A 19,512-nucleotide genomic window follows, 5' to 3' on the forward strand; every position below is an offset into this window, starting at 1 on the left:
CGATGTCTCGATCGGTGCGGGCGCCTCGTTCACCTTCGACCAGACAGCTAATGTGAGCTATGCCGGCGCGCTCTCGGGTACCGGCGATTTCGTCAAGGACGGCTTGGGGACAGTGGTTCTGACTTCGGACAACTCGGCTTTCGCCGGCGCCACTTCGGTCAATGGCGGCACGCTCGCCGCAGGCGCGGCCAACACGTTCAGTTCCGCCTCGCAATTCTCGGTCGCGGCGGGCGCGACGCTCGATCTCGCCGGCACTTCCCAAGCCATTGTCGGGCTGACCAATGCCGGGACTGTGGGCATCGCCGGCAGCCTCGGAAGCAAGCTGACCGTCAGTGGCGACTATGTCGCCGAAGGGCGTCATTGCCCTCATCTCGCGGCAGATCCAATGCTCCCGCAAGAAATCAGCCGTCGGCGGCCGCTCAAAATTTACCATTCTCATGAATAGTCCCAGATATTTAACACCTACCGGTATCTTGGCGGCTATAGTCCGAGCCGCGCTGGTGGACTTGGAAATATCTCGGCATGTGCGGTTTTAGCGGTTATTTCGGCACTGTCCGGGATGGGAGGGCGCTCCTTGGAAGGATGACGGCTGCCATTGCGCATCGCGGCCCCGATGAGCAGGGATTCTTCACCACAAAGGCGGCCGGCCTCGGCCATGCGCGGCTGTCCATCGTCGGCCTGGGGGACGGCCAGCAGCCCATGTCCGATGCGACGGGCGATCTGACGATCGCCTTCAACGGTGAGATCTTCAACTATGTGGAACTGCGCGAGCAGCTTCGCGCGAAAGGCCACCATTTCCGCACAGCCAGCGACACCGAAGTGATCCTGCATCTCTATGACGAGATGGGGGAGGATTGCGTCTCCGCGCTCAATGGCGATTTCGCCTTTGCGCTCTGGGACGGCCGCCGCCGCCGCATGGTTCTGGCGCGCGACCGCATGGGGGTCCGGCCGCTCTTCTATACAAGGCAGGGCGAACGGCTATACTTCGCCTCGGAGGTCAAGGCGCTCCTCCAGGCCCCGGGCGTCGCGGCCGAGATTGATCCGGTCGCACTCGACCAGATCTTCACGCTCTGGGCCCCGATCGCGCCGCGCACGGCCTTCCGCAATATCTACGAGCTCGAACCCGCAAGCCTGATGATCGTGCAAGAGGGCAGCGTCTCGACGCGACCCTACTGGAGTCTGGAGTATCCCGACCGGGACGCGCCGCCCCGGCACCGGGACGAGCGTGCCGCGGCCGAGGAACTGCGCGCCCTCCTGACGGAGGCGACCCGCATCCGCATGCGCGCCGATGTGCCAGTCGGCGCCTATCTCTCTGGTGGCCTCGATTCCTCCATCACATCGGCGCTGGCGGCGGGCATGGCGCCGGGTGGCCTCAGGACCTTCTCGGTCACCTTCGATAGCGCCGAACATGACGAGAGCCCCTTCCAGCTCGAGATGGCCCGTGCGCTCGGCACGCATCACAGCGCCGTCGCCTGCGGGGAAGGCGATATCGCCGCCGTCTTCCCTGACGTTATCCGCTCCACGGAGCGGCCGATCCTGCGCACTGCCCCTGCCCCGCTCTACAAGCTCTCGAGCCTCGTGCGCGAGGCCGGCTTGAAAGTGGTGCTGACGGGCGAAGGCGCCGACGAAGTCTTTGCCGGCTACGATATTTTCAAGGAGGCCAGGGTTCGGCGCTTTTGCGGGAGACAGCCCGGCTCCCGCATCCGGCCGCATCTGTTCCGCAAGCTCTACCCCTATCTTCCGGGCCTGAGGCAGCAATCGGCCGAGTACCTGTTCTCCTTCTTCGGGGCTAGCGGCGCGGCGCTCGACGATCCGCTGTTCTCCCATCGGCCGAGGTTCGACGGCACGGCGGCGACGAAGCTGTTCTACTCGGGCGATCTGCGTGCCACATTGTCCGGATATGACGCCGCCGAGGAACTCGCCGCGCGTCTGCCCGAGGCGTTCGCCCGCTGGCATCCCTTGCATCAGGCGCAATATCTGGAAGCCCGCTTCCTTCTCCCCGGCTATATCCTGTCCAGCCAGGGCGACCGCATGGCGATGGCCCACGGCATCGAGGGCCGCTTTCCCTTCCTCGACCATCATCTGGTCGAGTTTGCCGCCGGCCTTCCTCCCGAGATGAAGCTGAAGGGGCTCGTGGAGAAGCATATTCTCCGGGAGGCGACCAAAGACCTGCTGCCGGCCGCCATCGGCCGGCGGACCAAGCAGCCCTATCGCGCACCGGACAGCCAGTCCTTCGTTGGGCCGGGCACGAGGGACTATGTCCAGTCGGCCCTGGGCGACGCCGCAGTCAGCGCCGGCGGGCTCTTCAATCCGAAGGCAGTGGCAAAACTACATGAGAAATGCAGCCGCCAGCCGGCCTCCGGCTTTCGCGACAACGCGGCCTTTGTCGGCATCCTGTCGACGCAGCTGTGGCTGACGACTTTCACCGGCACAGGCATTTGCAACGCAAAGGCCGCCTGACACCACCAAGGAAAGCGAACGACATGACCGATACGATCCGAGACGCAGTGAAGGCCTTTGTCATCGAGAACTTCCTGTTCGGCGACACCACCCACGCCCTCGCCGATACGGACTCGCTGATCGAGAACGGCATCATCGATTCGACCGGCGTTCTGGAACTGGTGGCCTTTATAGAGGACCATTGCGGAATCACAGTTGCGGACGCCGATATCGTGCCGGCCAACCTCGATTCACTGGCGCGCATCACGGCCTTCATCACAGCGAAGGCCGCATCGCTCGTCGCGGCGTGACGGCTGGCAGCGGAAGGCCCGAGCTCATGCGGGTCGAGCAATTCCTCATCACGAACGCGGCCGCGCATGGCGCGAAGACGGCGCTTGTCACCGACCGGAAGCGGTTGCGCTATGACGAGCTCGACGATCTGTCGAACCGGCTCGCGACCGCCCTCGCCGCGAACGGCGTGCAGCGCGGCGACCGCGTTCTCGTCTTCATGGACAATTGCTGGGAAGCCGCCGTCTCGATCTTCGCGGTTCTCAAGGCGGGCGCGACCTTCAGCCCGATCAACGCCTCCACCAAGGCCGACAAGCTCGCTTATGTCATCGACGATTGCGAGGCTGCGGCGATCCTGACCCAGGCCAAGCTGATGCCTGTCGTGATCCAGGCGCGTGCGCTGTCGGACCAACCGCTCTTCGTCGCGTCGACGCAAGCGCCATCCAGCCATACACCGGATGGCGCTGCCTCCTTCGAGGATTGTCTCAAGGTCGCGCCCGTGCCCGTTCGCCATGGCGGGATCGACATCGACCTCGCCATGCTGATCTACACCTCGGGCTCCACCGGCCGCCCCAAGGGCGTGATGATGACGCATCGCAATATCGATGCCGCGGCCGAATCCATCACGACCTATCTGCGCAACACCCCTGACGACATCATCCTCAATGTCCTGCCCCTGGCTTTCGACTACGGCCTCTATCAGCTGCTGATGGCGATGAAGCTCGGCGCGACCCTCGTCCTCGAAAAATCCTTCGCCTTTCCGCAGGCCATTTTCGAGCGCATCCGCGCCGAGAAGGTCACCGGTTTCCCGCTGGTGCCGACGATGGCGGCGCTGATCCTGCAGATGCGCGATTTGGCGCCGGGTTTCCTGCCGAGCCTGCGCTATATCTCGAACACCGCCGCCGCCCTGCCGCCGGTGCATATCGCCCGGCTGCGCGAGCTGTTCCCCGGCGTGCAGCTCTATTCCATGTACGGTCTGACGGAGTGCAAGCGCTGCACCTACCTGCCCCCGGAGGAGCTGGACCGCCGGCCGGGTTCCGTCGGCATCGCTATTCCCAACACGGAAGCGATCGTCGTCGACGATGAGGGCAACCGCGTGCCACCGGGCGTGGCGGGCGAGTTGGTCATCCGCGGCCCGCATGTCATGCAGGGCTATTGGCGCAACGACGTGGCCACGGAGCAGATGCTGCGTCCCGGGCCGCATCCCTGGGAAAAGCGGCTCCACACCGGCGACCTGTTTCGGACGGACGAGGACGGCTTCCTCTATTTCGTTGGCCGTAAGGACGACATCATCAAGACGCGCGGCGAAAAGGTTGCCCCGAAGGAAGTCGAAACTGTGCTGCACGCCCATCCCGGCATCGTGGAAGCCGTGGTGACCGGCGTGCCGGATCCGGTGCTCGGCCACGCCATTGCCGCCCTCGTCGTTCTCTCGGACGAGACCCTGAGCGAACGGGACATCATTCGCTACTGCTCCGTTCATCTCGAGGATTTCATGGTGCCGAAGCTCATCGAGTTCCGCCGCGAGTTGCCGAAGACTGATACCGGAAAGGTCAGCCGAAGACTGGCGGCCGAAACGTTGGGGACTGCAGAATGAACCACTCCCTCGCCCCGAGCCGTCCCGCCTTCTCGGCCGACGCGCTGACGCTCGACAACGCTGCGGAAACCGATCGCATCGTCGCCGGGTTGCGCGAGCAGCTACGCGGCATGCGCAAGCGCGGGCTCGTGCTCGGCCTCTCTGGCGGCATCGATTCCAGCGTCTCGGTCGCGCTCGCCGCCCGCGCCGTCGGCGCGAAGAACGTCTTCTGCCTGTTCATGCCGGAAAACGACTCCGATCCCGACAGCCTCCGCCTCGGCCGGCTGGCCGCCGAAACCTTCGGCGTCGAAGCGATCGTGGAGGATATCGGCCCGACGCTGCACGCGATGGGTTGTTATGAGCGGCGGGATGCCTTCATCCGCGAGCTGGTGCCGGAATACGGGCCGGGCTGGGCCTCAAAGATCGTCATCGCCAATTCGCTCGCCGGCGAGGGCTACAACATCTCCTCGCTGGTGGTGCAGGGCCCCGAAGGCCGGCAGACGAAGCTGCGCATGTCGCCGGCGGTCTATCTCGGCATCGTCGCCGCCACCAACATGAAGCAGCGCACGCGCAAACAGATCGAGTACTATCACGCCGACCGGCTGAATTTCGCCGTGCTCGGCACGCCGAACCGGCTCGAATACGACCAAGGCTTCTTCGTGAAGAATGGCGACGGCGCAGCTGACGTCAAACCGATCGCCCATCTCTACAAGAGCCAGGTCTATGCGCTTGCCGCCCATCTCGGCATTCCCGAGGAAATCTGCCGCAGGGCGCCGACGACCGACACCTATTCCCTCGAGCAGACGCAGGAAGAGTTCTATTTCTCCCTGCCCTATGACCGCATGGATATTTGCCTCTTCGGCCTGAATAACGGCCTTTCAGCCGTGGAGGTCGGCACCGCCGCGAAGCTGACTACGGTCGAGGTCGAACGCGTCTGGGCCGATATCGCCGCCAAGCGCCGGGCGACGCGCTATCTGCACCTTGGCCCGCAGCTCGTCCGCCCCGTCGAGGAAATCGCCTGCTGAGATCGGCGCGACAATCGGGATTATGTTGCCGCGCGCGCACAATGATGGGCTATTCGAACCGCTCCCCGGCCAGGCGATTCCAGTGCTCGCCGGCCAGCCCGTTGAAGAAGCCTTGCGAGCTCAGGAACGCGTTCACCAGTTCCTCGTCGCGCGAATGCACCACGGTCGAGGCCGGTTGAGTGAAGGCGACCCGTCGACCCAGCATCGCTGCCAGCAGGGCGGGTTGCGTCCGGCCGCGCAGGCCGGCGGCGCCGCGCCGCGCTGCATCGCCAATCAAGCAGTCGATGACGGAACCAGCTTGCCCCGGCAGGGCCAGAACCTGCAGCACGCGCGCCATCCTGCCCGGGCGGGTGTGATAGAGGAAGGCGCCGACCAGCGCCCCGCTGGGGGAGGAGACGGACGCGAACACGGCCTCGCCATAGTCCGGCTTCTGGGAAGCCTCCCCGAGGATATGCGCAAGCTGCTCCGCGCTCCAGTCGGGTCGGAGCGGGAACTGGCGCATCAACGGGTCCAAAAGAGCCGCAAAACCGGCATGATCGATTTCGGCAACCTTGAGGCCGCCCTTGCGATTCCAGAGTTCCGGGACCCCGGACCAGCGCATCTCGTTCTCCTGCATCCGTCCGCGAAGATAGCGATCGAGTCCGCGCGCGAGCGGGTCAAGCAAGCGCACGGCGCCGGCTCGCCGCGAGGCTAGATCGAGCAGGAAGGCCGAAGGCCGGATTACCCGGATCCAGTCCAGGCTGTATTGCGGCAGGGCGACCCCGCGCAGTTTCGTCCACATCTGCGTCGAGAGGGCATTTGCGGTTTCGCTGAAGGAGATGTCCTGCGGCCCGGCCAGGAATGTCCTGAGCAGCCTTGCGCCGGCCATCGGGTCGTTCGCCCGCGTTTCGACCATGAGCGAACCACAGATGGCGGCGCGCAGCTTGCGCTGGCCATGCCTCATCGGCAGTACATTCACGCCGACAAAGCCTGAAATGTCGCCTTCGCTCGCAATATGGACGAGAGACGCGATCTCCGGATCGCAGACCGGGCCTTCAAGATAGTGCCAGCGCAGATAAGTCTCAAGCGCCGGAGGCGGCGGCTTTCCACCGTCCCGGAAGGTTCTTTGAAAGAGCCCGACGACGGCCGGAATATCCGCAGCCTGCAGGGGACGAATCTGGCTCATGCCAAACTTGCGGAGGATGAGATCGCGGGCGCACCGTTCTCCAGCTTGCGGAGGAGTGCGACACGCGGCATTCCGACCTCATCCTTGGCGAATGTCACGGGTTCATAGGCCTTGGCTCTGGCTATCAGGGCAGCCACCTGGCGGTCCTGCCCCTGCCCGAACTCGAACAGCAGCCAGCCACCAGGCTTGAGGAAATCGATTGCGTCCCGGATCAGCCGCTGGTGGATCGAGATGCCGTAAGGCCCCCCGTCGAAGGCCTCGCGCGGCTCGCCCTCAAGCAGATGCGCGCTCTCGCCTTCGAGGCGCGCGGTCGAGATATAGGGCGGATTGCAGACAATCATGTCCGCCGCGCCGATAAGCCCATCGCCCTCCAGCGCACCGAACAGATCCCCTTTCCGGATGGCGACCCGGTCCTGAAGGGCCAAGCGTTCGGCATTGCTACGGGCGAGCGCGACCGTGCTGTCAGTCACGTCCACCCCCCAGACGCAGGCCGACGGAACTTCCGCCGCGATCGCCAGAGCAAGGTTGCCGGAGCCGCAGCACATGTCGATCACCATCGGGCCGGGCGCGCGATCGCGAAGAATCGCGAGCGCGCTCTGTCCGAGCAACTCTGTTTCCTTACGCGGCACGAGAACGCCCGGAGCCAGTTCGAGCATCACGCTCATGAAACGATGCAGGCGGGGCGTAGAACGACCGGCTAGGGCTGCTGCTCTGTGCGGCACGGCGGTTCCTTACGTCATCCGACGGTATTGCATACACAATGACCTATCGCGCTCCGGTAAACGGCTGCTAAAGATATCCGCCGATACTTCGCAGCGCGCCAGCTCGGCCATATAGATGCCGTCCCATCCAAGGGATGTGGCTCCAATCAGAGCTACCCAGCTGTAAACTTCAATGACCGACTTTGGGCGCATTGCTGTCATTCGCCTCCGGCGCATAAGTCGCCGCGTCGCCTAACACGCTAAGCCCGCCACTCATCCTGTCAGGCGGCAGTTACCTTGGATCGGATTCTCCGCCTCAAGTATCCGCTTCCAGCAAATGAAGATTGAAAGTTTTCCATTCCGTTTGTGGATTCATTTTTTTCAAAATTTTGACTAAGACGATATAACGCATTGACTTTATGCCGATTAAAGTCCCTCTCCCGCTACCACTTCAAACGCCACTATCGTACGCAATGGCCGATTGTGGCGGGCTGCCCATGCGGTGTCCTGTGCGATAGCGGCTATATCTGACCTTCCTAGGGCGAGTAGAAGCCTTCAGCGACCTACAGCATCTCGCTCAGTGACGCCAATGCGGCTAACGATGCCGTCACCAGATATTCTCGCCGTCACCCACGCGTATCGGCTTCACCCATCGGAAGTTTCGCGCTCGCCTGCCGGGCTTCGCCTTCGATCTCGATCTTGCTCCGCGCTTGAAGATCGAAGCGCACCGTTACGGTGCGCATGCGCGCATGCAGGACTCCGTCCAGCGTACCGCGCATTTCATGCAGATAAGTCAGCGACGATTTCCCAAGCTTTTCTATAACGCTGCGAACGGTGACCAGAGTTCCCGCCGCGGTTTCATGCACGTAGTCGATCTCCATCCTCACATCCGCCCAGCCGAGGGTCGGCGTCAAACGAGGATCGGCAATCCTGCCCAGCAACTGGAAACTGGCGTCATCAAACATCGCCACATAATGACGAACGTTGAGATGGCCCATCGCGTCGCACATCCAAGGATGCACGACGCCGACATAGGTTTCGATGCCGGGCGTCAAAACCCGACCTCGTTTGCGCCCTTGAGATCCAGCAGTTGACGGGCTTCGTCGGGCGTCGCGATTTCGAGCGACAACTCGTTGAGAATGCGCTTTATCTTGGCAACCTGTTCGGCATTGCTCTTAGCGAGCGTGCCCTTGCCGACATAGAGGCTGTCTTCCAAACCGACCCGTACATTGCCGCCCATGATCGCGCCCATCGTGCAGAGATTTATCTGGTGCTTGCCCGCGGCAAGGATCGACCAGAGATAGTCGTCTCCGAACAGCCGATCAGCCGTCCTGCGCATGTGCATCATGTCTTCTGGGTCGGCGCCGATTCCGCCCAGCAGCCCGAAGATCGTCTGGACGAAAAGCGGCGGCTTCAGCAGCTTGCGGTCTAGAAAGTGCGCAAGCGTGTAGAGGTGACTGACATCGTAGCACTCGAACTCGAATTTCGTGCCATAAGCCTGGCCGACTTCGACGATGATGCGCTCGATCTGCTCGAACGTGTTGGAGACGATGCCCTTCTTTGTGTCTTCCAGGTAGCCCTTCTCCCAGTCGTACTTCCAGTCGGTGTATTTCGGCGCGATGTGGTGCAGGGCGAAATTCATAGATCCCATATTGAGCGAGCAGAGTTCCGGCTTCGAAGCGTGGGCGGCTTCAAGGCGCTCTTCGAGGGTCATCTTCAGCCCGCCGCCGGTGGAAATGTTCATCACGGCGTCGGTCTGCTGCTTGATGCGCGGCAGGAAATCCATAAACAGCTTTGGATCAGGGGTAGGCTTGCCGGTCTCCGGATCGCGGGCATGCAGATGGATCACCGACGCTCCGGCTTCGGCTGCTCCGACGGCGGCGTCGACGATCTCGGACGGCGTTATCGGCAGATACGGGCTCATCGTCGGCGTGTGGATCGAGCCGGTGACCGCACAGGTGATGACGACTTTCGGCGATTTCTTCATTGTTGAACTCTCCCTTGTCTGCCTTTTGTTGTTATCTCTCGAGCGCGAGGCAATCCTCACGACCACAGCCCAATCGAACCGCCTCGCCCGCATTGAGTTCGGACCGAGACGACGATGCGGCAAGCTTGACAATGAATTTCAGGCCCCCCGCCGTCACAGCGACGAGCCGGATGTGATCCCCGACATAGACGGACTGAACGACGGTTGCCGCAATCACGTTGAGGGCGGTGGAGCCATCGTGCAATAAGGACATGCGCTCGGGCCTGATCGACAGCGTCACCTTGGCGCCCGCAGGGGGCGTCGCGCGAGGGGAAATGGCGTTCAACACCAGATCGCCATCGTCGAGATGGACGGCCACGCCACCGTTTTCACCGCCGGCAAGCACGGTGCCGGACATGCGGTTGTTCTCGCCGATGAAGCTCGCCACAAAGCTGCCCGTCGGACGCTCATACAGTTCGCGTGGTGTCGAAAGCTGCTCGATGCGGCCGGCGCTGAACACCGCGATCCGGTCCGACATGGTCAGCGCCTCGGTCTGGTCGTGTGTCACATAAACGAACGTGACGCCAAGCCGGGCATGGATATCCTTGATTTCAAACTGCATCTGCTCGCGCAATTGCTTGTCGAGGGCGCCGAGCGGTTCGTCCATCAGGACAAGATTTGGTTCGAAGATCAGGGCGCGGGCAACCGCGACGCGTTGTTGCTGCCCACCCGAAAGCTGCGCCGGACGCCGGTTGCCGAATTCGGGCAACTGGACCATGTCGAGAACGTTCCTGACACGTCGCGTCACCTCGTCGCGGCCAAGTTTGCGGACCTCGAGCGGGAAAGCCAGATTTTCGGCGACCGTCATGTGCGGGAAAAGCGCGTAGTTCTGGAACACCATGCCGATGCCGCGACGATTAGCGGGAACGTTGTCGATGCGCTGACCGTCAATGAGGATTTCGCCCTCGGTCGTATCTTCGAACCCCGCAAGCATCATCAACGCCGTCGTCTTGCCAGACCCGGAAGGCCCCAGCAGCGTCAGGAATTCGCCGCGCATGATTTCCAGGTCGAGCTGACGCACCGCCTGGACCGTCTGCCCGTAGCGCTTGCTGACGCCACGAAACTCGACATGAACCGGGCCACGCGGGGATCCGCCCATCACCGCGCCTGCGCCTTGGGATCACGGCGTGCCGAAGCCGGGCGTTTGCGCGCAGGTTGAGCCTCAGCCGCCGCGGCGGCGCGAAGAATGATGTCGGCGGCCTCGCGCAGGTCGGCCACCAGCGCCTTGCGCGCAGCCGCGCCATCGGCGCGACGCAGCGCCGCGAGCATTTCGTCATGATGGTCCAGGCCCAGGCCGTAGGTCACGTCCGAGCGGACGATGTTCAAGAACGGTCCTGCTTGCAGCCACAATTTCTCGATGATTTGCTGGATGAGAGGTGACCGCGCGGCATGGTACATCGTGAAATGGAAGCGCCTGTTCAAGCCGAGATAGCTAGCCATGACATTGCTCTCGACGCATTCGCGCATCAGCCCGTTCAGCTTCGCCAATTCATCGAGTTCTTCGGGCGTGATGGTCGTCGCGGCCCACTCGGCCGCCGTTCCTTCGACGCTGCAGCGCACACGCACCAGATCCGAAATACGCGCCACCGTGGCCTCGGGGACGATGACGCCCCGATTTGGGTGGTCGAACATCGCCTCGTCGCTGACGAGTTGCCGTAAGGCCTCGCGCACCGGCATGGCGCTGGTCCGGTACTGTTCGGCAAGCTGTCGCACGACCAGTCTTTGGCCGGGCAGGAAGTCACCGTTCATCAGTGCTTCCTTCAAGCCCGTATGGACACGAACATGAGCTGTCTTTTGCGCGGCCGAGCCGGCACTGGCATCCTTGCGATCAAGCATCAGTTTGTCCGGCGCGGCAGTATTTTGAGGTTGCTCGACAGGAAATCGTCGAATGCGCCGGCGAAGCCGTCGAGTTCGGCGTCGCCAAATGGCAGTGACAACGCCAGCATGCCGCGCGGCGTCACGTAGTACCCTCGCAACAGCATTTCGATATGCCAAAGCGCAATCACCGATGGATCGGCGTCGTCGAGCCGCGCCGGCGTGTCCACCGGCCCCCTGACGAAATGCAGGTTCATCAACGACCCTCGCCCTATGACGATGCCCTCGACGTCATGCCTTTCAAGGGAGACGTTCATCGCTTCGCGCAGGCGGTCGCCGCGCGCATTGACCGCGCGGCTCGCCTCTTGCGTCAGCACCTGGGTCAGACCGGTGAAGCCAGCAGCCATGCTGAGAATATTGTTGTTGAACGTCCCGCCATGCGAGAACGCACCGGGCAAAGCCGGATCGAAGCGATCGACGAGGTCGGCGCGTCCACCGAATGCGCCAAAACTGGCGCCGCCGCCGATATACTTGCCGAGCGTCACGAAATCGGGAAAAATCCCATGCGCCCCGTGGAGCGCGCGGTAGTCGAGGCGCGAAGTCATGACCTCGTCGAAAATCAGCAGCGCGCCGGTCTCCTTCGTCGCCGCGCGCAGCGCTTCCAGGAACTCACGCGTCGCCGGGATGCAGCCGCCGCCGCCCATCATCGGCTCGACGATCACCGCGGCAAGCTCGTCGCCCTGTTCCTTGATGAGCGCCACGGCGCCTGCACTATCGTTGTAGTCGGCGAAGACAAAGGGGAACGGCAGATTGAGCGGCGAGCCGCCATGCGCAAAGGTGAGTACGCCACCGTGATAGCCCTCGCGGAACGCGAGTATCTTCGAACGCTTTGTGATGGCGCGAGCGGCGGAAATCGCCATGATGTTCGCCTCGGTGCCCGAGTTGCAGAAGCGCACGCGCTCTATGGCTGGAAAACGGTCGACTACCGCCGCTGCAAGGCGCGCTTCGTAGCGGTTGGGGGCGCCCAGCATGATGCCGCCCTGTATTACGTCCACAAGGGCTGCCGAAATCGCCTTGTCGGAATGGCCGTAAAAACCGGCGCTATATTCCGAGACCAGGTCGACATAGGTATGGCCGTCGAGATCGGTGACCCTGCAGCCGTCGCCGGAAACAAACGATACGGGGAACGGCGGATACCATAGAACAGCCCTCGTATTGCCACCCGGCAACGATGCCGCGGCCTCGTTCTGACGCGCCAGGCTGTTCGGGTTGGCGTCAGCGAAACGCTGTCGGGCCTCATCCAGAACAGCAGCGAGACTGACATTGGCGCGCAGGTCTCTAGTGCCTTGCAGCATTCGATCAAATCCCCTCGTCTTTTCAACTTTTTTGCACCATATCGCAAATTCCTGTTGCTAATCAATCCATTTTGCGTTTGAAATTTGATCAAATCTACAACGATAAGAAAGGGGAACTGCAATGAGGACTTATCTGCAAGCCGTATCTGCCGCCGCGATCTGCCTCGCGACCTCGACTTTGGCCGCGTCCGCGGCCGACCCCGTCACGGTGGTTGGCTGGGGTGGTACATGGGACAAGGCCTACAAGGATGGAGTCTGGGACAAGTACACCGAACAGACGGGGGTCCCGATCGTCATGGAAGAGTGGGGCGGCGAGGTCGCCAAGGTGCGTGCCCAGGTGCAGGCAGGCAACATCACTTATGACGTCGTCTCGGTCGAAGCGCCCGCCATGGAAGTCGGCTGCGCCGAAGGCCTGTTCGTCCCGCTGACGCCCGAGATCACCGGCGACGCGGCGAATTATCTCCCAGGCACCCTGCACGAATGCGGCGTCGCATCCGACACCTGGGCTACGGTCCTTGCCTACAACACGAAGGTCTACAAAGGTGACGCCGCGCCGAAGAGCTGGGCGGACTTCTGGAACGTCGAGAAATTTCCGGGAAAGCGCGGGCTTTACCAGCAGGCACAGTTCACGCTGGAAAATGCGCTGATGGCCGACGGCGTTAAGCGCGAGGACATGTACAAGGTGCTGGCCACGCCGGAAGGTGTCGATCGGGCTTTCGCCATGCTCGACAAGATCAAGCCGAACGTCGTCTGGTGGTCCACCACAACGCAGGGCATCCAGAACCTCGACAGCGGCGAAGTCACGCTCAGCGACGGATTCAATGCGCGCATCACCAACGAAGCCATCAACGAGAAGAAGCCCTATGCGATCGCATGGGACGCTGGCTTCTTCTATGGCACCGACTACTGGGCGGTGGTGAAGGGCGCGCCGCACCAGCAGGCCGGGCTGGATCTCCTCAAGTGGTTCTCCATCCCTGAAAACCAGGCCGGCTTCTCGAAACTCTATGCCTATGGCACCGGCCGCAAGGAAGCCGCCGACCTCATTCCCGCGGATTGGAAGGCCAACCTGCCGACGTCGCCGGAGCACCTTCAGTACGGCGCCTCCTATGACAACGACTTCTGGACCGAGCACAAGGAAGCACTGGAAGAACGCTTCAAGGCCTGGCTCGCGAAGTAACCCAGGCATGTTGGTCGGGACAAAGCCGGCTATGAAGCGGCGCCAACGGGGCGGCATGCTCGCCCTGTTGACGGCCCCGCTTATTCTGTTCGTCGTCATTCTGTTTCTGTGGCCGGTAGCGCGCTTCCTCGCTCTGGCCGTCGACAACTCGGATTTCTCGAACAACCTGCCGCGCACAATTGCCGCTCTGGCGGGCTGGAATGCGGATAGCGGCCTGCCTGGCGAACCCGTCTTTGCAGCACTCGTCGAGGATTTGGCCGACGCGCGGCGCGCCGGGAAGGAAGGCGTCCTGGCGCAACTCGTGAACCAGCGCGTCGTCGGCAGCCGTTTCCTCGTCATCAAGACGGCAAAGGATGCGGCCGACGGCAAACTCACTATGCGTCCCGTGCGCGACGAGGTGCTCTCCAAACAGGCCGGCTGGAAAAACATCGATCTCTGGCAGGTCATAGCGCGCCAGCAAAGCGCGCGAACGGACTATTATCTGTTGGCGAGCCTGGACCTGAAGCGAGGCGCGGACAATTCGATCGAAGCCGTTTCCGCCGACCGCGCCATCTTCGTCGACGCGCTGCTGCGTACGATCTGGATCAGCATCGTGGTGACCGTCATCTGCGCGGTGCTCGCCGTGCCGCTGGCGCAGGCAATTGTCAGCGCGCCCCCGGCGTGGTCGAAGCTGATGTTCGCGTTGATCCTGTTTCCGCTCTGGACGTCGCTGCTGGTGCGCACCGTCATCTGGATCATCGTGCTGCAGAAGAACGGCCCCGTGAATTCCACTCTGCTCGGATTGGGTATCGTCAGCGAACCCCTCGACCTCATCTACACCCGCTTTTCGCTCTATTTGGCGATGGTTCAGGTTCTGCTGCCTATGATGGTGCTCTCCGTCGTCGCTGTCATGCGGCGGGTTCCGACCACCTACATGCGCGCGGCACTGTCGCTGGGTGCGCCGTGGCTCACGGCGTGGCGCCGCGTGCAGTTACCGTTGATCCTGCCAGGAATCCTGTCCGGCGGGGCGATCGTTTTTGTCTTCGCACTTGGCTACTACATCACCCCGACGCTTGTCGGCGGGCCGACCGACCAGATGATCTCCAGCTACATAGCTTTCTACACGAACAGCACACTGAACTGGGGCATGGGTGCAGCGCTTTCGCTGCAACTGCTGATGATCCTCGTGTTGTTTGCGTTGCTGTTCTGGACGGCGTCCGTCCTCTTCCGCCGCAAGGCGCATGTCGCATGAGCGCCGACCGCTTCCGGAAGTGGCTGATGTATGCCTATGCGGCGACGTTGCTGGCGTTCATCATCCTGCCCCTGCTGATCGTGATCCCTATGTCGCTGACCTCGAGCAATTCGCTGGCATTTCCGACGCCGGGCTGGTCGCTGCGCTGGTATGCCGAACTGTGGGTCGACCAGCGTTGGCCGAACGCACTGTGGAACTCGGTCGTCATCGGGCTATCCACCACGGTTCTGGCGTTGCTGCTCGGCATACCTGCAGCGATCGGACTCGCCTGGGGCGATTTTGCCGGCAAACGGATCCTTTACGCGATCATCGCCGCGCCCCTGGTGACGCCGGTTGTCATCGTCGGCGTCGCGGCCTTTTCATTCTTCGCCACACTGGGACTCGTCGGCAACAAGCTATCGATCATTCTGGTGCATACGGCGATGGCCGTGCCTGTGATGCTGACGACTGTCGTCGCCAGCCTTTCGACCTTCGACCGGACATTGGTTCGCGCCGCCGCATCGCTCGGCGCCGGCACCATGCGCACATTCTTCAAGGTGGTGCTGCCGCTGATAGCGCCGGGCGTCGTTACAGGGGCCATCATCGCGTTCATCATCTCTTTCGACGAAGTCGTCGTCGCAAGCTTCCTCTCGACAGGCGCGGAACGAACCTTGCCTCGCATGATCTTCTCCGGGGTTCGCGAGTCCATCAGCCCTGCCATCGCGGCCGTCGCTGTGCTGCTGATCGCATTCTCGGCGACCCTGCTTGGTGTCATCGCCATCCTTCAGGGCCGCTCGCAAACTCTCCGCGCAAGGGCATCGGCATGAGACTGGTTCCATCGGTGCAGCAGTTGGAGACCGAGATGACGACCTGGCGGCGGCATCTGCATGCCAATCCAGAACTCGGCTTCGAAGAGTTCGAGACGGCGCGTTTCGTGGCGGACAAACTGCGCTCGTGGGGCATCGAGACGACCGAAGGCGTCGGACGGACAGGTGTCGTCGGCACGCTCAGGGGCAGGCTCGGCGCTGGTCGCAGTCTTGGCATCCGAGCCGACATGGACGCCCTGCCGATGACCGAGGCGCGGCCGCTGCCGCATGCATCCCGCATTCCCGGGAGGATGCATGGCTGCGGCCATGACGGTCACACGACGATGCTGCTCGGCGCAGCCTCGGCGCTTGCCCGCTCGCCCGACTTCGCCGGCACCGTGCATTTCATTTTCCAACCGGCCGAGGAGGGTCGAGGTGGGGCACTCGCCATGCTGAATGATGGCCTTTTCGAGCGTTTCCCCTGCGATGAAGTCTACGCGCTGCACAATTGCGAACGGCCGCTGGGCGAGATCGCCGTCCACCGCGGAACGGTGGCCGCGGCGGCCGATCGCTTCGAGATCGTCGTCAATGGAAGGGGCGGCCACGCGGCGATGCCGCATCTGGCGATCAATCCACTCCCCGTCGCCGCGCGCATCCTGCTGGCAATCGAAGCCCTGCCCGGTCGCCTGACCGATGTGCACTCTCCGGCAATCGTCACCGTTGGCAGCCTGCGCGCCGGCGAAGCCTTCAACACCATCCCCGATGCGGCGTTTCTGACCGGCACCGTGCGCACCTTCGACCATCAGGTTCAAAAGACGCTGGAGATGGCAATCCGCCGCATCGCGAAAAACGAGGCTGAAGCTTTTGGCGCCAGCGTCGATATTCGCTACGAAACGCCCTTCGCGCCGACGATCAACACTCAGGCGCAAGCCGACGCGATGATCGCGATTGCGAACGAGGTGATGGGCTCGGAACGTCTCGTCGTCGATCCGCCTCCCGAGATGGGTTCTGAAGATTTCTGCTACATGTTGGAACAGCGGCCGGGCTGCTATTTCTTGCTTGGCCAGGCGGACGACGCGCACCAGGCCGCCGCGCACGACACCAATTACGATTTCAACGACGCTATCCTGCCGATGGGCGCCAGTCTTTGGGTCAGGCTGGTGGAGCGCCGCCTGTCCGCCGCAGGCGCATCGTGATGCAGTTGCCGGAAAAAGACATCCGCTGGCGGAGCCATTGGCTGCGGCAGGCATTGCCCGAGGACCCGGACCTTGCGCCTCCGCTCGAAGAGACAACGCAGGCCGACATCTGCATCGTCGGCGGCGGGTATCTCGGACTGTGGACCGCCATTCGCCTCAAGGAGCACAATCCAGGCTTCGACGTTGTCATTGTAGAGCGCGACATTTGTGGTGGTGGCCCGAGCGGCCGCAATTCCGGAATGGTGCTTTCGGCGTGGACCAAATACAGCGCGCTTGCCGCGCTGCGCGACGGAAACGACGCGCTTTCGATCATCAAGGCATCCGAAGCCGCGATCGGCGGCATCGAGGCTTTCTGCAAGGCCGAGGCAATCGACGCCTGGTTCGATCGCATCGGCTGGATCTGGGGCGCTACCTGCGAAGCACAGCTTGGCGCCTGGGACGACGCGTTAAACAAGCTGGCAGCGCATGGCTACGTCCCGGCGCGGCGAGTTTCGCGCCCGGAGATCGCGGCGATGGCCGGTACGACGAGCCACCTTGGCGGTGCGTTCGACGCTTCGTCGGCAACTGTGCATCCAGGGTTCCTGGTGCGCGGCCTGCGTCGTGCAGCGCTGAACCGCGGCGTTCGGATCTATGAAAAGTCGCCGATGAAGCGGTTTTCACGACGTGGCAAGCTCACGGTGGAAACGGCGAAAGGAACTGTGTCCTGCGGCAAGGTCGTGCTTGCCATGAATGCCTGGTCCGGGGCGATTCCGGAACTGGCCCCTGCGATCTTCAACATCTCCAGCGACGACGCCATGTCACAGCCCATTCCAGACCTTCTCGACAAGGTCGGCTACCGCCGGGCGCCGCTGATGATCGATTCCCGCGTCTTCGTTGGCGGTTGGTCTCCGACGCGCGATGGTCGGCTGTCCGTCGGCGTCAGCGGTGGCGTCATTGGCTTCGGCGGCATCGTCGACCAGCGTTTCCATGGCCTGTCGCCACGGGTCGCCGAAATGCGTCGCGCGCTGCGGGATGGCCACCCGGCGCTCGCCGATTTCCCACTCGAGACATCGTGGAACGGCCCGATCGACCGGACGATCAGCGGCGTCCCGCTGTTCGGCGCTTTGCCCGCCAACCGCGATGTCGTCTACGGCTACGGCTTTTCCGGCAATGGCACGACAATGGCTTATATCGGCGGCGAGATCCTCACCGGCCTGCTGACTGACGGCGAATCGGAACTGACGCATTCGGCGCTGGTGCGTCCGGTGACGCGCGGTTTCCCGCCCGAACCCTTTCGCTTCGTCGGTGCGCATTTCGTCCGTGGCGCGGTGCGTCGGCGCGACGATCTGGAACATGCCGGGCGCAAGCTGGATCCGGTGACGAGATGGCTCGCCGGGCTGGCTCCGTCCGGCGTCACTCCCTCCAAAGCCAATCTTCGTGGAAAGAAAGGATGACAATGTCCAAGGCCAAGATTTTCAAGCACAGCGAGTTGACTCTGAAGCCATCAGTCACGCCGACCGGAACGTCGTCGATCGCGCGCGTGATCAATGCCGACATCAGCCGGACCATGGGCGGTGGCATTGAGTATCTGGAGAACGCCTCGATCGACTGGACCGTGACCTATGACGAGGTGCTGTTCATCCATGAAGGCACGCTGACGATCGAACTGGATGACGGCCGCCACGAATGCCGCCCTGGCGACATCGTCTGGCTGCCCAATGGCACGCATCTGAAATACATCGCAACCGAACGCACCGGCTATTTTTACTGCCTGTACCCGTACGACTGGGCCGCGCGGCAAGGGACGTTAGAACCTTGAAGTCGCAGGCATATCATAGGTTGGCCTTTCACGGCGCAGTTCCGCCCCGCGGCCCCGGGTCGTTATTATAGCAACATGTATATTAGCTATTCCTTGACAATCGGCCTAGGCTCTGGTTTCCTGATTTAACGGGTGTTTAACCAAGTTCGTTGCGTTTTTTACGGGCGGTGTTCGCATGTCAACGTTAGTTGTCGCGGACCCGCGAGGGGTGTATCTCGCTGGTCTGGAATGGGTGTTGCAGAAGGCTGGACACGATGTTGTCGCCCAGTGTCGCCGCCCTGTGGACGTTCTCGCTCATGTGGAGCGCCATCGGCCTGATATGGTCATCGTGGGCGTGGATCTCGCGGACCAACAGACATCAGGTCTTTCCTCACGGCTGAAGGCCTGCAGCAGCGCTCTCGGCATCATCTTCATCGTGCAGCCAACCGGCGGGCTCGATGTCAGGGAAATACAGACGCTCGACGTCGATGGCCTGTTTCTGGACGGCATCAGCCACCGCTTTCTCATCGAATGCGTGAATGCGGTGGCGGCGGGCAAGAAGTGGATCGACAACAAGATCGTCCAGCAGCTGCTGATGCCCGGCTCGCAGCCGCAGCCAATGTCCAGGCTGACCGGGCGGGAGACCGAAATCGCCGATCTCGTCTCGCGCGGGCTGCGCAACAAAACCATCGCGCAGCGGCTGCATTTATCCGAAGGCACGGTGAAGATGCACCTGCATCACGTCTACGAAAAGTTGCACCTCGGCGGCCGGGCGGAACTGGCCTGGATGACGCACGGCAAAGCCGCCGAGCGACCGGGAATGGGTCGAACCGGCCTGCTCTGAACACTCTCCACTCGCACCGACATTGTACGCACGGCAACGGCCGGAGAGCCGTCTGACGGCGTCTGGCGCGTGCCTGCGCGACCTCCCGCAGCGCCCGCCAACCTGATCTATCGAA

General features: G+C 62.7%; 19 protein-coding genes. 12 read left to right on the forward strand and 7 right to left on the reverse strand.

Going from position 1 to position 19,512, the window contains the following annotated elements:
• The first annotated feature begins 52 nt into the window (after positions 1–52).
• The 5 genes from AC0L2U_RS06055 to nadE all read left to right on the forward strand — a co-directional run bounded on the left by AC0L2U_RS06055 (position 53) and on the right by nadE (position 5,325).
• Positions 53–445: an autotransporter-associated beta strand repeat-containing protein gene (locus AC0L2U_RS06055; RefSeq protein WP_473601561.1), complete on the forward strand. Its 393-nt coding sequence runs from the start codon at positions 53–55 to the stop codon at positions 443–445.
• Positions 446–522: 77 nt separating this feature from the next.
• A complete protein-coding gene (gene asnB / locus AC0L2U_RS06060; protein WP_473601562.1) occupies positions 523–2,460 on the forward strand; it encodes an asparagine synthase (glutamine-hydrolyzing) in 1,938 nt (645 codons plus the stop codon).
• Positions 2,461–2,483: 23 nt separating this feature from the next.
• Positions 2,484–2,750 carry an acyl carrier protein gene (locus AC0L2U_RS06065; protein WP_127809482.1) on the forward strand — a complete coding sequence of 89 codons (267 nt, stop codon included), beginning with the start codon at positions 2,484–2,486 and terminating at the stop codon, positions 2,748–2,750.
• Between the two features lie 26 nt (positions 2,751–2,776).
• Complete coding sequence (locus AC0L2U_RS06070) at positions 2,777–4,321, forward strand: class I adenylate-forming enzyme family protein (RefSeq protein ID WP_128362993.1); 1,545 nt, start codon at positions 2,777–2,779, stop codon at positions 4,319–4,321.
• Entirely contained in the window at positions 4,318–5,325 is a 1,008-nt protein-coding gene (gene nadE / locus AC0L2U_RS06075) for an NAD(+) synthase (protein WP_127809480.1), read from the forward strand. The genes AC0L2U_RS06070 and nadE overlap by 4 nt, the downstream gene beginning before the upstream one ends.
• A 49-nt stretch (positions 5,326–5,374) precedes the next feature.
• Here the strand turns inward: nadE and AC0L2U_RS06080 are convergent, their stop codons facing one another.
• The 7 genes from AC0L2U_RS06080 to AC0L2U_RS06110 form a co-directional block, all read right to left on the reverse strand.
• The gene (locus tag AC0L2U_RS06080) at positions 5,375–6,490 is read right to left on the reverse strand and encodes a hypothetical protein (protein WP_127809479.1); all 1,116 of its coding nucleotides are present in this window, start codon (positions 6,488–6,490) and stop codon (positions 5,375–5,377) included.
• The gene (locus tag AC0L2U_RS06085; RefSeq protein ID WP_245481877.1) at positions 6,487–7,155 is read right to left on the reverse strand and encodes a N5-glutamine methyltransferase family protein; all 669 of its coding nucleotides are present in this window, start codon (positions 7,153–7,155) and stop codon (positions 6,487–6,489) included. Before AC0L2U_RS06085 ends, AC0L2U_RS06080 begins: the two co-directional genes overlap by 4 nt.
• 662 nt (positions 7,156–7,817) lie before the next feature.
• On the reverse strand, positions 7,818–8,246 hold the full coding sequence (locus tag AC0L2U_RS06090) for an acyl-CoA thioesterase (protein WP_127399093.1): 429 nt from the start codon (positions 8,244–8,246) through the stop codon (positions 7,818–7,820).
• On the reverse strand, positions 8,243–9,178 hold the full coding sequence (gene kce / locus AC0L2U_RS06095; RefSeq protein ID WP_127317813.1) for a 3,5-dioxohexanoate:acetyl-CoA acetone transferase: 936 nt from the start codon (positions 9,176–9,178) through the stop codon (positions 8,243–8,245). The genes AC0L2U_RS06090 and kce overlap by 4 nt, the downstream gene beginning before the upstream one ends.
• A gap of 31 nt (positions 9,179–9,209) precedes the next feature.
• Positions 9,210–10,316, reverse strand: a complete 1,107-nt coding sequence (locus AC0L2U_RS06100) for an ABC transporter ATP-binding protein (protein WP_473601563.1) — start codon at positions 10,314–10,316, stop codon at positions 9,210–9,212.
• Positions 10,316–11,053 (reverse strand): GntR family transcriptional regulator, encoded by a 738-nt coding sequence (locus tag AC0L2U_RS06105; protein WP_127321023.1) that lies wholly within the window; start codon positions 11,051–11,053, stop codon positions 10,316–10,318. The genes AC0L2U_RS06100 and AC0L2U_RS06105 overlap by 1 nt, the downstream gene beginning before the upstream one ends.
• Complete coding sequence (locus tag AC0L2U_RS06110) at positions 11,053–12,387, reverse strand: aspartate aminotransferase family protein (RefSeq protein WP_128287621.1); 1,335 nt, start codon at positions 12,385–12,387, stop codon at positions 11,053–11,055. The genes AC0L2U_RS06105 and AC0L2U_RS06110 overlap by 1 nt, the downstream gene beginning before the upstream one ends.
• Before the next feature lie 121 nt (positions 12,388–12,508).
• Between AC0L2U_RS06110 and AC0L2U_RS06115 the strand changes: the two genes are divergently transcribed.
• From AC0L2U_RS06115 to AC0L2U_RS06145, 7 genes are all read left to right on the forward strand, one after another.
• Positions 12,509–13,564 (forward strand): ABC transporter substrate-binding protein, encoded by a 1,056-nt coding sequence (locus tag AC0L2U_RS06115; protein WP_128287620.1) that lies wholly within the window; start codon positions 12,509–12,511, stop codon positions 13,562–13,564.
• 31 nt (positions 13,565–13,595) lie between these two features.
• Positions 13,596–14,795 carry an ABC transporter permease gene (locus AC0L2U_RS06120; RefSeq protein WP_164873800.1) on the forward strand — a complete coding sequence of 400 codons (1,200 nt, stop codon included), beginning with the start codon at positions 13,596–13,598 and terminating at the stop codon, positions 14,793–14,795.
• Positions 14,792–15,601, forward strand: coding sequence for an ABC transporter permease (locus tag AC0L2U_RS06125; RefSeq protein WP_473601564.1), 810 nt, complete (start codon positions 14,792–14,794; stop codon positions 15,599–15,601). Before AC0L2U_RS06120 ends, AC0L2U_RS06125 begins: the two co-directional genes overlap by 4 nt.
• Positions 15,598–16,776: a M20 aminoacylase family protein gene (locus AC0L2U_RS06130; protein WP_292337018.1), complete on the forward strand. Its 1,179-nt coding sequence runs from the start codon at positions 15,598–15,600 to the stop codon at positions 16,774–16,776. The genes AC0L2U_RS06125 and AC0L2U_RS06130 overlap by 4 nt, the downstream gene beginning before the upstream one ends.
• Positions 16,776–18,209, forward strand: a complete 1,434-nt coding sequence (locus tag AC0L2U_RS06135; protein ID WP_473601565.1) for an NAD(P)/FAD-dependent oxidoreductase — start codon at positions 16,776–16,778, stop codon at positions 18,207–18,209. The genes AC0L2U_RS06130 and AC0L2U_RS06135 overlap by 1 nt, the downstream gene beginning before the upstream one ends.
• Before the next feature lie 2 nt (positions 18,210–18,211).
• Complete coding sequence (locus tag AC0L2U_RS06140) at positions 18,212–18,574, forward strand: AraC family ligand binding domain-containing protein (RefSeq protein ID WP_473601566.1); 363 nt, start codon at positions 18,212–18,214, stop codon at positions 18,572–18,574.
• A gap of 334 nt (positions 18,575–18,908) precedes the next feature.
• On the forward strand, positions 18,909–19,397 hold the full coding sequence (locus AC0L2U_RS06145; protein WP_473601567.1) for a response regulator transcription factor: 489 nt from the start codon (positions 18,909–18,911) through the stop codon (positions 19,395–19,397).
• The last annotated feature ends 115 nt before the right edge of the window (positions 19,398–19,512 follow it).

Source organism: Mesorhizobium sp. WSM4808 (assembly GCF_055811675.1).